The sequence below is a fragment of the Gordonia asplenii genome (assembly GCF_012933505.1).
Classification (GTDB): domain Bacteria; phylum Actinomycetota; class Actinomycetes; order Mycobacteriales; family Mycobacteriaceae; genus Gordonia; species Gordonia asplenii.
In genome coordinates this window covers 159,667-171,788 of the sequence record NZ_JABBNB010000009.1, presented here as the reverse complement: position 1 = coordinate 171,788, position 12,122 = coordinate 159,667, and the positions used below count along the sequence as shown (strand labels likewise).

The following is a 12,122-nucleotide window of genomic DNA, read 5'->3' as shown; positions in this document are numbered from 1 at the left end:
TTCATGCCGGTCACAACACTGTGCCGAGGGGTGGCATGAACGTTCCACTGCCGACCGTACGACGGAGCCGACACACACCGCCGGACACGCCTGACAACACGACCGACCACCGCGCCCGTTAGCGCGGACCCGCCCGAAGACCGGCCAATGCACCGTCGACCGCCACATCCCACACACGTTGCGCGGCTTGGGGCCCGCCCAGGATTCCGTGTCGTTCATTCATCGCGAGTCCTTCGATCAAGACGCCGAAACCAAGGGCCGCGGCATCGACGTGGTCGCTGTCGACACCCGCCAACATCTCCCGTACCGCGCCGGTCAACATCGCGCGGACTTCGAGCGCCCCGGCGAGATCCACCGAACGTCCCGCACTCAGCGGGCGCGCGAACATGACATCGATCAGCGCGGGGTGTCGCCGCGCGAATTCGCGGTAGACACGGGCGAATTCACGCAGCCGCCCCTCGGCGTCGAGCCCGACCGTCCGTTCTCGCGCATCCGTGACAAGGAGCGCGAAGCCGTCGGCCATCACGGCGTCGACCAGTCCCTCACGACCGCCGAACAGCTGATTCAGGGCTGCAACGTTACTTCCCGCCACCTCGGACGCGCGTCTCGTGGTCAAGGCCCCGACGCCGTCGTCGCACACGATCGTCACCGCCGCGTCGACGAATCGTCGGGCCAGGTCGGCGTCACGCGTGCGAGGACGGGGCATCGCCAAAGACTATGCCATGACCACTGGCGACAGTTTTGTATCATTGATATGTTTCCCGTATGACCATCGACGACCTCCAGAATTTCCTCACCAACGCACCCATCGCCGACACCCTCGGCCTTCGACTGCACGATGCGGCAGTCGATCGCACGACCATCACCATGCCGATCGCCCCGCACCTCACCTTCGACGGCACGACGGTGCAGGGCGCCATCGTCGCGACTCTCGCCGATTTCGCAGCTGTTGCGTGCGCGTCGATGGTGGCCCGGCCCGGCCAGTTCGTGGCGACGATCGGTTGCGAGACCCACAACCTCGCACCGGCGCGGGGCGAACGGCTCGTCGCCGTCGGCCGCCTGATCAGCAAGCCCGGTCGACGCATGGTCGCCGCGGCCGACGTCTATGCCGACGACGAGTCCGGTCCGCTGTGCCTGACCGGACTCTTCACCGCCGCGGCCATCGGATAGCGCGCAGAACCTCCCACCGACCGGGAAAGCAGTCGGCCACCGAAGTAGAACGTGTTCTAATAGGGAGAGCAGCCATACCGTCAGACAGGACTCCCCCGATGCGTTTCACCTTCGCCGAAGCCATGACCGACACATCGTTCTACGCGCCCCTGGCGCAGGCGGCCGAGAAGGCCGGATTCGCGGGCTTCACCATCCCCGACTCGCTCGCCTACCCGGAGAAGTCGGACGCGACCTATCCGTACACGCCCGACGGCAATCGAGAATTCCTGGACGGGAAGGACTTCATCGAGACCTTCATCTCCGCGGCGGCCCTGGGTGCGGTGACCGAGACCATCCGCTTCACGCCGTTCGTGGTGAAACTGCCGGTGCGGCCGCCCGCCCTGGTCGCCAAACAGGCGATGTCGATCGCGACGCTGACGAACAACCGCTTCGCCATGGGCGTCGGCACCAGCCCCTGGCCCGAGGACTACGAGTTCATGGGCGTCGACTTCAAACGGCGCGGCAAGCGCATGGACGAATGCATGGACATCATCCGGGGCCTGTCCACCGGCGAGTACTTCGAATTCCACGGCGAGTTCTACGACATCCCCAAGATCAAGATGTCCCCCGCCCCCACCGAACCCATCCCGCTGCTCGTCGGCGGCCACGCCGACGCCGCACTGCGTCGAGCCGTCATCCGCGGCGACGGCTGGATGCACGGCGGCGGCGACGGCGAGGAACTCGACATGCTGCTCGGTCGCCTCAACGACATCCGCAAGGCCGAAGGCAAGCTCGACGACCCGTTCGAGATCCACGTCATCTCCCTCGACGCCTACACGGTCGACGGGTGTAAACGCCTGGCGGACAAGGGGATTACCGACGTCATCGTCGGCTTCCGGGTGCCGTACATCATGGGTGCAGACACCGAGCCACTGCAGAAGAAGATCGACCACCTCAACTGGTACGCCGACAACGTCATAGCGAAGGTGAACGGCTAGGAGGTTTCGACTCGGCTGCGCCTCGCTCAACCAACAGAGAGGACCGCACGCGTACCCCCGCCGGTTGAGCCGGGTCGGAGCGCTAGCGAAGACCCTCCCCGCAGGTCGAGCCGGGTCGGAGCGCTACAGCTAGCGAAGACCCTCCCCGCTGGTTGAGCCGGGTCGGAGCGCTAGCGAAGACCCGTGTCGAAACCACGCACTCATGAACCTACAACTTGAAGATCACTGCGCGCTGCACGACGAAGTTGATCACCGTGGCCGTGCCCTGCGCGATGACGAAGGCGAACAGACTGTAGACGGCCGTCTCCGGCCAGATATGCGAGAGCCACGAGTAGATCCCGACCTGCACCGCGAAGGTGACGAGGTACAGCACCACCACCGCGACGAAACGTGCCGCACTCGGTTCTGCCTTGAACGTCCAGCGACGGTTGATCAGGTAGGCGACAGTGGTGCCGAGCACGAAGCCGCACGCCTTCGCGATCCACTCCGGCAGGTCGAATCCGTACTGCAGGATCATCGTCAAACCGAAGTCCAACACCGCCGATCCGGCTCCGGTGACGATGAACCGGATGATCGCCGTCGTCAGGTCGACGTCGTCGCGCATCTCCTCGACTTCGAGTGGCAGCTCCACCGGCGTCGGAATATGTGGATGGGCGTGGGGACCCTGCGGGTCATGATCGGACGACACGCAAGACACTCTAGTATTCTGACTCGCTCCGATAGTATTCTGACTCGCTCCGATCGCGCGTCGGGCGGCCGGCCGCCTCAGCCTTGCGCGCGCTCCCGGGCAAATGATTCGAACGCCTCCGCCGTGGAGCGATCGGCGGGGTAGAGCAGTTCGACGGCGAGTTCGGAAACCGTGACCTCGAACGGCATGTCGAAGGTCGCGAAGATGCCGAAGAACGACCACTCGCCGCCGTCGGGCGCCCGGAGCCTGACCGGACCGAGATTCTGCGCGAAGTCAGGTTCGCTCGTGACGCCACCACCGTGGCGAGGCAGGATGCTGTCAAACCCTTCGAGCAATTGCCCGAGGTAGGCGTCGGCGGTAGCGGAAAACTGACGCGCGATACGCTCCCGAAAGTAGTCCAGGACGTCGTACGCGTTGACCAGCGACGGCATCAGAGCCAGCCCGACACGCAGGACACTGACGGGCGGTTCCAAGACCGCAGGGTCGATGGTTGCGACGAGCGGCTGGATTGCCGAATTCGCCGAAACCACATTCCAATGCCGGTCGAACACGACCGCGGGATAGGGCTCGTGACTTGTCAGAATCCGATCAAGTGCGGTGCGGATCGGCGCGAGTTCTGGTGCGTCGAACAGGTGCTCGGGAAATGCCGGGGCGTGCCCAGCGGTGAGCAGCAGCCGGTTGCGTTCTCGCAGAGGCAGTTCAAGGCGCTCGCCGAGGCGCAACAACATATCCCGCCCCGGCTTGGACCGGCCGGTTTCGACGAAGCTCAGATGCCTGGCCGACACGCCCGCGTCGAGCGCCAGCTCCAACTGCGTGAGCCGACGTCGTTGCCGCCATTCCCGCACCAGCGCCCCGACCTGCGGGGCTGCGCCGATAGTCGCCATCGCACCGACTGTAGCCGCAGCCCGGATGCCGCTCCATTACCTCAAGGTAATCGACAGTATGACCTCCAAAACGCGAGGATCACTGGCGGAACACTCACCGCTAGGAGGACGAAATGAACACTAAGCTCCGACGGCTGGTCTGCGGCACCAGCGGTACGTTGCTGGTCATCGCGTTGTTCATGCCGTGGACCGAAGTTCACGACGCGGATCGCACCGCGTGGGGGTTGTGGAGACTCACTCTCCCACTCTGTGCGGCGCTGGCGGTATGTGCGTTGACCACCGCGATCACCGGCGGCCGGATCGGCCTGAACAGGCCGGATGTGTCGATAATCGGCGCAACCGACGGCCTCGGGGTCATCACCACTGTGACGCTCGCGTGGCTGCTGTGCTACGACTTTCCGGCCCAGGCCAGTCGACAGCCCGCCCTCGTCTTGGCGCTGGCGTCCGCGGCCGCGGCCGCCTTCGCAGCCGCTGACTACGGGCCGCTGCGGGGAGCGGCGTGGTTTCCGCGCCTGGCCGACGATGAATAAGACACGCGCCAGATGATTGATTCGGCGGTGATCCAAATGACGCCGGTCACGGAATCACTCGTCTAATACTCCTCCACCACATCCGAGTCTCGCGCGGCCGCCTCGCCTCGATCGAGTTCAGCCAGCGCCCGCAGGTCGGCCTCGTCGAGGGAGAAGTCGAAGATGTCGGCATTCTCCGACTGCCTGCCTCGATGCGACGATTTCGGCACCACACCGATGCCCTGCTGCACCGCCCACCGCAGGGCGATCTGCGTCGGCGACTTGCCGTGCTTGCGCGCCATCGCCAGCACCGACGGATCGTGGAGGAGGCCTTCCTTGCGCCCGGTCGGATGCCAGGCCTGCGCGAAGATCTGCCGCTGCGCCATGAACTCCCGTAACTCGGTGCGCGCCAACGCCGGTGAACACTGGATCTGGTTGATCGCCGGCCACACGCCGGTGGCGTCGAACAGTGCCTGCAGATGAGGCTCCTTGAAGTTCGACACTCCGGGCACCCGGACGAACCCCTCGGCGGACAGCGTGACCAGCGCTTCCCACGTCTGCACCGATTTACCCAGGCTGGGGCACGGCCAATGAATGAGGTAGACGTCGATGTGGTCGACGCCGAGGCGTCGAGCGCTCTCCTTGGCGGCGTTGATCGCTTCGTCGTAGCCCTGGTCGCCGCCGGCGATCTTCGTCTGCACCATCACTCGGTGGCGATCGACGCCCGATTCCTCTATACCCATCCCGACGCTGCGTTCGTTGCCGTAGTTCGACGCAGTGTCGAGCAGTCGATACCCGTTGCGGACCGCGCTCTCGACGGCCCCCACACACGGCGGACCGAGCATTCCGAACGTGCCCAGCCCCACGAGCGGCAGGGAAACACCATTGCGCAGTCCGACCGTTGGGATCTCCACAGATCTCACCCTAGTGGTCGTCTTCGTGCGTTTGAAGACCCTTGTGAACTCATCGGACCGACGATCGGCCCCAGCGAACACAAGGGTCCGGTTCAGCCTCCTACCAGTGAATCCCCGGCAGCAGCCCGACGATCCGCTTGGCTCCCGACGGCAACGACACCTCGGGCAGCTTCAGCCCGCCCTTCGACGACCCGCCCGACGACTCCTCACCGCGCGCCGCCGACGAGTCCGGGAACAGCCGGTAGGCCTGATGCAGCAACAGATTCTTCAGGTGCGGTGCGACGACCCCGAGCGCTTCTGCCATCGTGCCGACCGGGGTGTCGATCTTGGTGGGGCGACGCTCCAGTGCGCGCACCACGACTTCGGCGGCTTCCTCCGGCGTGTAGGCGGGCATCGACTTGTACATGGTCGTCGGCGCGATCATCGGTGTGCGGACCAGCGGCATCCGGATCGAGGTGAACCCGATCCCGTCGTCGACCAGCTCCGAGGAGATCACATCGGAGAAGGCGTCCAGGGCTGCCTTGCTGGCGACGTACGCGGAGAAGCGCGGCACCTTGGTCTGCACGCCGATCGACGAGATGTTGACGATGTGGCCGAATCGACGTTCCCGCATCGACGGCAGCAGTTCCAGGATCAGGCGCACCGCGCCGAAGTAGTTGACGTTCATCGTGCGCTCGTAGTCGTGCATGCGGTCCACCGACGCGACGACGCTGCGCCGGATCGACCGGCCCGCGTTGTTCACCAGGTAGTCGACGTGGTCATGGTCGGCGAGGATCGCCTTGACCGTCGCCGACACCGATTCGGGGTCGGTGATGTCGCACGAGTAGCCGAAGGCGATGCCGCTCTTCGCATTCACCTCGGCGACCGCGGCGTCGAGCTCGGCTTGCTTACGGGCGATCAAGATGACCCGAGCACCACGCTTGGCCGCGAGATGCGCTGTGGCCAAACCGATTCCGGACGACCCGCCCGTGATGACGACCCGACGCCCGGCCAGTGCGCCGGCCGGATTGGAGCGGCGCGCCATATTGGGGTCGAGGTTGTCGTACCAGTACTGCCACAGGACCTTCGCGTACGTCCCGAATCGCGGCACGCGCGGGCCGTCGGCGCCGAGCGCCTCCTGCGTCTTCTCCGACGAGAAGACCGACTCGAAGCTCATGTGGTCGATCACCTCCGGCGGTACGCCGAGCTGATCGAGAACCAGATCGCGACCGACCTTCACACCCGGCAACTCGGAGAACCGAAGTGCTTGCGCGACAATCGGTTCCGGAATCGCTCCGACGACCTTCGGCGCACCGGCCGCCGCGAACAGGGCACCGAAGACCTCTTCGGTCGACTGCGGTTTGGGGTTGACGAGATGGAAGGCGCGGCCGTCGAGTCCGTCGGTGGTGACCAACTGCACCAGCGCCGCGGCCACATAGTCGACCGGTACGACGTTGGTGGCGCCGAAGTCGGGAATCACCGTCGGCAGCAGCGACGGCAGGTGCGACGCCATCTCGAGCACGCTGAAGAAGTAGTAGGGGCCGTCGATCTTGTCCATCTCGCCGGTCGTCGAATCGCCGACGACGATGGCCGGGCGGTAGACGCGCCAGCGCAGGCCGTCGGTGTCGCGGACGAGTTTCTCCGCCATGAACTTGGTTGCGTGGTACGGGGAGGGCAGATTCTGGCCGAGGTCGAAATCGTCTTCGGTGTAGCGGCCGTGATGGTCACCGGCCACGGCAACCGACGAGATGTGATGCAGCGTGGCGTCGAGTTGCTGGGCGAGTTCGATGACCGCGGTGGTGCCCGCGACGTTGGCGCGTTCGGATTCCTCGGCCGTGGCGGTCATGTCGTACACGGCGCCGAGGTGGATGATGTCGGTGACGTCCGACGGCGGGTTCGCAACGCCGAGGCGGGGTGCCGTGAGGTCGCCGACCAGCGGGTGGATACGGTCACCGCCCTCCCAGTTCTCGGCGAGCCGGCGAAGACGGTCGGCCGAGGAGGCGCGCACGAGAACGTGGATGTCGGCGTCGGGAGCGGTGGTCAGCAGCAGAGGCAGCACGCGGCGGCCGAGGAAGCCGGTACCGCCGGTGACGAGGTAGTTGGACATGCCCAAAACGGTAGATCGGCAGTCGTCGTGTCCTCAGCGATTCGGCACGATTGACCACGTCAACCAGGGTGATAATTACCACCCGGAGATCTTCGCCACCGGGTTACGTCACATCACGGCCCGGCCGGTACGTCCTGAGAGGCGCGGATCACCGCGTCGAGGGCCATCGTCGGCGACGCCCCGAGTCGTGTCACTGCTGCCAGGTACTCCGCGGCCAGGGCGCGGACCCGCTGCTCCAGCTCGCTCGACGGCCCTTCGGCGTCGGGCACCGCGCTGACTCGGGTCCCCGCACCGCGGCGGGTGGTGATGACTCCCGATTGTTCGAGCAGTCGATAGGCGTGTGCCGCCGTTCCGACGGCGACGCCGAGATCGCGGGCGAGTTGCCGCAGCGGCGGCAGCTTCGAGCCGATCGGCAGCCGGCCGGCGGCCACGTGCCCGACGATCTGTCGTCGAATCTGTTCGAAGGCCGGCGTCGGATCGTGTGCGTCGACGGCGATCCGCGGCTCGGGACTCGTCACGCGGTGGCTACATTCGACGCCGGGGCGGACTCGGCCAAGCGTGGCGGGAAGGCGAACAGCCCCAGTGCGAGCAGCGCCGCAAGACCGCACAGTGCTCCCAGCCAGCCGGAGTACGCCTTCACATTCAGCCGCTGCAGCCATTCGAACTGCGACATCGGGTCGCCGCCGCCATCGAGGTAGCTCCGGTACGCACCGGCCAGCGTGTCGACCGCGTAGATCGCCTCCGTCACCGGCAGCAGCGCCGCGAGAATCAGCAACGCCAGCGCGCGTGCGACGACCCCGCTGCGCGACCACGTATCGCTCGACGTCGTGGCGTCGAGATCGGGGCGCTGAACGGCCTGCCGGATGGTGAGCACCGTCAGCATCAGCGCGATGAGCAGGTAGCCGGCTTCCAGAATCAGGCCGTCGACGGCACCGACGGACACCTCGATCCGCGGCGCGGTGAAGGTATGCCGCCGGCCGAAGCCATCCGACAGCGTCATCAGCGGCACTGCCAGACCGACTATCGTGATCGCTCCCGCAATCGCGAGAAGCCAAGCAGGAGAATAGTTCCCGACCGTTCTCGGCACCAGCGACGCAACGCCGGTGCGGGCCGACCGATTGGTGTACTCGGTGATGCACAGCGCGAGCAGCGGCAACAGATATACGCCCGGAACGATGAACCACGTCAGCACCCGGTCGAGAGCCGCCGGGGTCGCGAATCCGTCGACGGCTATCTCTGCGGCGCCGCCGACGAACATTCCGACGTAGCCGACCACAGGGAACGCGGCGGCGATCAGCAGGTTGCGACGTAGCCTGCCGCGGTACTCGGTGTAGGCCGCTGAGTCCGGTGCCCGCCCCGGCTTCGACGACCCGCGAACGAGGACCGATCCGATCAGCACGACCACCCATGCCATCGCGACGATGTTCATTTCCCACCCTCCGTTGTATCAGTTGACTGGTACATAATGGCCGACCGCGACCAATTGTGTCAATCGACCGCTACAACAAGCGGCGTCGAATTACGCTCGACGCCATGACCGCACCGGTAGTCGTCCGCCCCGTCAGCCCCGCCGACGAATCCGATTGGAAACGCCTCTTCACCGCGTATCGCGAGTTCTACAAACTCACCCCCGACGACGCCGTCGTCGAGCGTGTGTGGTCGTGGATCGTCGATGCCGACCAGGAGACGAATGCCTTGCTCGCGGAGACCGGCGGCGTCGTGGTCGGCATCGCCGACTATCGCGAATTCGCCCGCCCCTCAACGGGTTCCGTCGGCCTGTGGCTCGACGATCTGTTCACCGATCCGACGGTTCGGGGCCGCGGGATCGGCCGCACGCTGATCACCGAACTACAGCGGATCGCGGCCTCCCGCGGGTTGTCCGTGGTCCGCTGGATCACCGCGGCCGACAATGCCACCGCGCAACGCCTGTACGACGATGTCGCCGTCAAGACGCAGTGGGTCACCTACGACGCTCAGCCCCGCGCCTGACGATTCCATTTCAGTTAGCGGACACAACATATCCCCAGTACAGTGTTGCGAATAAGACTCCTGTTGCTTAACACGCAACGGAGTCTTATATTTCTATGATCCAGCTCACACCTTAGACAGGGCGTGCCCAAGTCCCGCGCGTTCGACGTCTCCCCCACCCCCACCCCATGACCACCCCAGCCTCGATTGGTGCTCATATGACAACGTTCGACGATGCCCGCACGGCATTCGTTCCGCCCACCCCCGGCGGCTCGCTGATGCCAACTCTGGGCGGCGAGTACTACTACGACGACGCGATCTTCCGCCGCGAGCAGGAGAAGATCTTCGAAACATCGTGGATGGCCGCGGTCCGCTCGGCGGATCTCGCCACTCCCGGCGCTTTCAAGAAGGTGCAGATCGGCCGCGAAAGCGTCCTCATCGTCCGCGGCCGCGACAACCAGTTGCGCGCCTTCCTCAATATCTGCCGCCACCGCGGCGCCACGCTGTGCACCGAGGAGTCCGGCCAGCTCAAGCGCACCATCCAGTGCCCGTATCACGCCTGGACGTATCGCTTCGACGGCAAACTCATGGCCGCACCCAACCTCGGTTCGCTGACCGACGCCGCCGGGCAGGGCATCGACCGCACCGAATACGGCCTGGTCCCGGTCGCGCTGCGGGAATGGCTCGGTTACGCCTGGGTCTGCCTGGCCGCCGAACCGCCCTCGTTCTCCGACACCGTGATCAGCTCGGTCACCCTGCGTCTGGGCGACGCCGAGGCCGTCGAGCACTACGACATCGAGCACCTCACCCTGGGCCGCCGCGTCGTCTACGACGTCAAGGCGAACTGGAAGCTCATCGTCGAGAACTTCATGGAGTGCTATCACTGCGCGACGATCCACCCGGAACTGACCGAGGTGCTGCCCGAATTCGCCGACGGACTCGCCGCGCAGTACTTCGTCGGGCACGGCGCCAGTTTCGGCGAGAACGTACAGGGCTTCACGATCGACGGTTCCGAAGGCCTCAGCGCCATCCCCGGTGTGACCGAGGACCAGGACCGCCGCTACTACGCGATCACGGTGCGGCCGTCGGTGTTCCTCAATCTGGTCCCCGACCACGTGATCTTCCACCGCATGTTCCCGCTCGCCCCCGACCGCACCCTGGTCGAATGCGACTGGCTCTATCTGCCCGACGTCGTCGAGTCCGGCCGCGACCTGAACCGCTCGGTCGAGTTGTTCCATCGGGTGAACCAGCAAGACTTCGACGCCTGCGAACGGACACAACCGGCAATGTCCTCACGCGCATATCGAACAGGCGGTGTACTGGTTCCGTCAGAACATCACATCGGCGAGTTTCACGAATGGCTGATCGCCTCGATCGGCGAATGACAACAGGAGTGCTCGATGAGTAATGACCGACCCGAACCGATTCTGTTCATCGACGGGCAGTGGCGCAATGCGATCGGCGGCGGCACCCGCGACATCATCAACCCCGCTGACGGCAGTGTCGTCGCGGTGGTCGACGAGGCGGGCGCCGACGACGCGCTGGCCGCGGTTGCCGCCGCGAAGAAGGCCTTCGACGACCCCGCCTGGCGCGCGACGCCGATCGCCGAGCGTGCCGCGATCTGCGATCGGATCGCCGACTTCCTCGAACGCGACCGCGACGAGATCGCCCGCATCGAGACCCTCGACACCGGAAAGACGTTGAAGGAGAGTCACATCGACATCGACGACGTCGTGTCGGTGTTCCGGTTCTACGCGAATCTCGGTGCGGTGGAGGCCGATCGGCTCGTCGACGTCGGCGATCCCACCATCGTCAGCCGTGTGGTGCGCGAACCGATCGGCGTCTGCGTGCTCATCGCACCGTGGAATTACCCACTGCTGCAGATCGTCTGGAAGATCGCTCCGGCACTCGTCGCCGGCTGCACGATGGTCTGCAAACCCAGCGAAGTCACCCCGCTGTCGACCATCAAACTGGTCCGGCTGATCGAGGAGGCCGGGGCCCCGGCCGGCGTCGTCAACCTCATCCAGGGCAGCGGCGCGGCCGTCGGCGACGCTCTCACCGACAACCCCGACGTCGACATGATCTCCTTCACCGGCGGCGCCCCCACCGGCACCCGCATCGCGAAAGTGGCTGCGCCACATGTCAGCCGGGTCGCACTCGAGCTCGGCGGCAAGAACCCGCACATCGTCTTCGCCGACGCCGACTGGGACGCCGCGGTCGACGCCGTGGTGACCGGCGTCTTCCTGCACTCGGGACAGGTGTGCTCGTCGGGTACCCGGCTGATCGTCGAAGACTCGATCGCCGACGACTTCGTGGCGGCGGTTTCGGGACGGGCACAACGCATTCGGTTCGGTGACGGCCTCGACCCGGCCAGCGAGACCGGCCCGCTCGTCTCACAGTCACATCGCGACAAAGTGGAAAGCTATGTCGCCCTTGGCATTTCCGAGGGAGCAACCCTGGTCACCGGCGGCGAGCGGCCGACCGATGAACAGTTCGCCGACGGCAGCTACTTCCCGCCGACCATCTTCGACCACTGCAACCGCGAGATGCGCCTTGTCCAAGAGGAGACCTTCGGCCCGATCCTGACCGTCGAACGCTTCACCACCGAAGCCGAGGCGATCGCGCTCGGCAACGACACCTCCTTCGGTCTGGCCGCCGGCGTGCGCACCGCGAATACCGCACGCGCGGAACGGGTTGCGCGCGCCCTGCGGCACGGCACGGTGTGGGTCAACGACTTCGGCGTATACACCGCCGCCGCCGAGTGGGGCGGCTTCGGCAAATCCGGCAACGGCCGCGAGCTCGGCCCCACCGGACTCGCGGAATACCAAGAGACAAAGCACATCTGGACGAATACAGCTCCGAAGGAGGTGGGTTGGTTCACGGCGTGAGCTCGCGCGGATCACAGATCCGCGAGAGTGCCCGCCCC

At 65.7% G+C, this 12,122-nt stretch carries 13 protein-coding genes; 6 read left to right on the top strand and 7 right to left on the bottom strand.

Annotation, left to right across the window (positions count from 1 at the left end; all coding sequences use genetic code 11):
- Nucleotides 1-118: 118 nt before the first annotated feature.
- The gene (locus HH308_RS11060; protein ID WP_170194252.1) at nucleotides 119-706 is read right to left on the bottom strand and encodes a TetR/AcrR family transcriptional regulator; all 588 of its coding nucleotides are present in this window, start codon (nucleotides 704-706) and stop codon (nucleotides 119-121) included.
- 59 nt (nucleotides 707-765) lie between these two features.
- On the opposite strand from HH308_RS11060, the gene HH308_RS11055 reads away from it, so the two are divergent.
- Both HH308_RS11055 and HH308_RS11050 read left to right on the top strand, forming a co-directional pair.
- Nucleotides 766-1,170, top strand: coding sequence for a PaaI family thioesterase (locus tag HH308_RS11055; protein WP_170194251.1), 405 nt, complete (start codon nucleotides 766-768; stop codon nucleotides 1,168-1,170).
- A gap of 98 nt (nucleotides 1,171-1,268) precedes the next feature.
- A complete protein-coding gene (locus tag HH308_RS11050) occupies nucleotides 1,269-2,147 on the top strand; it encodes a TIGR03619 family F420-dependent LLM class oxidoreductase (RefSeq protein WP_170194250.1) in 879 nt (292 codons plus the stop codon).
- A gap of 208 nt (nucleotides 2,148-2,355) precedes the next feature.
- Here the strand turns inward: HH308_RS11050 and HH308_RS11045 are convergent, their stop codons facing one another.
- Nucleotides 2,356-2,835 carry a GtrA family protein gene (locus tag HH308_RS11045; protein WP_312870534.1) on the bottom strand — a complete coding sequence of 160 codons (480 nt, stop codon included), beginning with the start codon at nucleotides 2,833-2,835 and terminating at the stop codon, nucleotides 2,356-2,358.
- A 77-nt stretch (nucleotides 2,836-2,912) separates the two neighbouring features.
- A complete protein-coding gene (locus HH308_RS11040) occupies nucleotides 2,913-3,719 on the bottom strand; it encodes a helix-turn-helix domain-containing protein (protein ID WP_170194249.1) in 807 nt (268 codons plus the stop codon).
- A gap of 113 nt (nucleotides 3,720-3,832) precedes the next feature.
- Here HH308_RS11040 and HH308_RS11035 point away from each other — a divergent pair, with 113 nt between their 5' ends.
- Nucleotides 3,833-4,249 (top strand): hypothetical protein, encoded by a 417-nt coding sequence (locus HH308_RS11035; RefSeq protein ID WP_170194248.1) that lies wholly within the window; start codon nucleotides 3,833-3,835, stop codon nucleotides 4,247-4,249.
- 62 nt (nucleotides 4,250-4,311) lie between these two features.
- Here HH308_RS11035 and HH308_RS11030 read toward each other — a convergent pair whose 3' ends face one another.
- The 4 genes from HH308_RS11030 to HH308_RS29760 all read right to left on the bottom strand — a co-directional run bounded on the left by HH308_RS11030 (nucleotide 4,312) and on the right by HH308_RS29760 (nucleotide 8,657).
- Entirely contained in the window at nucleotides 4,312-5,142 is an 831-nt protein-coding gene (locus HH308_RS11030) for an aldo/keto reductase (RefSeq protein ID WP_170194247.1), read from the bottom strand.
- 100 nt (nucleotides 5,143-5,242) lie between these two features.
- Nucleotides 5,243-7,228 carry an SDR family oxidoreductase gene (locus HH308_RS11025; RefSeq protein ID WP_170194246.1) on the bottom strand — a complete coding sequence of 662 codons (1,986 nt, stop codon included), beginning with the start codon at nucleotides 7,226-7,228 and terminating at the stop codon, nucleotides 5,243-5,245.
- Between the two features lie 113 nt (nucleotides 7,229-7,341).
- Nucleotides 7,342-7,746 (bottom strand): GntR family transcriptional regulator, encoded by a 405-nt coding sequence (locus HH308_RS30155; RefSeq protein WP_312870533.1) that lies wholly within the window; start codon nucleotides 7,744-7,746, stop codon nucleotides 7,342-7,344.
- Nucleotides 7,743-8,657, bottom strand: coding sequence for a hypothetical protein (locus tag HH308_RS29760; RefSeq protein WP_246284515.1), 915 nt, complete (start codon nucleotides 8,655-8,657; stop codon nucleotides 7,743-7,745). The genes HH308_RS30155 and HH308_RS29760 overlap by 4 nt, the downstream gene beginning before the upstream one ends.
- Before the next feature lie 104 nt (nucleotides 8,658-8,761).
- Between HH308_RS29760 and HH308_RS11015 the strand changes: the two genes are divergently transcribed.
- From HH308_RS11015 to HH308_RS11005, 3 genes are all read left to right on the top strand, one after another.
- Nucleotides 8,762-9,217, top strand: coding sequence for a GNAT family N-acetyltransferase (locus tag HH308_RS11015; protein WP_170194244.1), 456 nt, complete (start codon nucleotides 8,762-8,764; stop codon nucleotides 9,215-9,217).
- A gap of 197 nt (nucleotides 9,218-9,414) precedes the next feature.
- Nucleotides 9,415-10,581, top strand: a complete 1,167-nt coding sequence (locus HH308_RS11010; protein ID WP_170194243.1) for an aromatic ring-hydroxylating oxygenase subunit alpha — start codon at nucleotides 9,415-9,417, stop codon at nucleotides 10,579-10,581.
- Between the two features lie 15 nt (nucleotides 10,582-10,596).
- Nucleotides 10,597-12,084: an aldehyde dehydrogenase family protein gene (locus HH308_RS11005; protein ID WP_170194242.1), complete on the top strand. Its 1,488-nt coding sequence runs from the start codon at nucleotides 10,597-10,599 to the stop codon at nucleotides 12,082-12,084.
- Nucleotides 12,085-12,122 lie beyond the last annotated feature (38 nt).

Bases quoted from the DNA above. Each gene is read 5' to 3' on its own strand.
- HH308_RS11040 (WP_170194249.1), bottom strand. From the start codon at position 3,719: ATGGCGACTATCGGCGCAGCCCCGCAGGTCGGGGCGCTGGTGCGGGAA.
- HH308_RS29760 (WP_246284515.1), bottom strand. From the start codon at position 8,657: ATGAACATCGTCGCGATGGCATGGGTGGTCGTGCTGATCGGATCGGTC.
- HH308_RS11035 (WP_170194248.1), top strand. From the start codon at position 3,833: ATGAACACTAAGCTCCGACGGCTGGTCTGCGGCACCAGCGGTACGTTG.
- HH308_RS11005 (WP_170194242.1), top strand. From the start codon at position 10,597: ATGAGTAATGACCGACCCGAACCGATTCTGTTCATCGACGGGCAGTGG.
- HH308_RS11055 (WP_170194251.1), top strand. From the start codon at position 766: ATGACCATCGACGACCTCCAGAATTTCCTCACCAACGCACCCATCGCC.
- HH308_RS11010 (WP_170194243.1), top strand. From the start codon at position 9,415: ATGACAACGTTCGACGATGCCCGCACGGCATTCGTTCCGCCCACCCCC.
- HH308_RS11025 (WP_170194246.1), bottom strand. From the start codon at position 7,228: ATGTCCAACTACCTCGTCACCGGCGGTACCGGCTTCCTCGGCCGCCGC.
- HH308_RS11015 (WP_170194244.1), top strand. From the start codon at position 8,762: ATGACCGCACCGGTAGTCGTCCGCCCCGTCAGCCCCGCCGACGAATCC.
- HH308_RS11050 (WP_170194250.1), top strand. From the start codon at position 1,269: ATGCGTTTCACCTTCGCCGAAGCCATGACCGACACATCGTTCTACGCG.
- HH308_RS11060 (WP_170194252.1), bottom strand. From the start codon at position 706: ATGCCCCGTCCTCGCACGCGTGACGCCGACCTGGCCCGACGATTCGTC.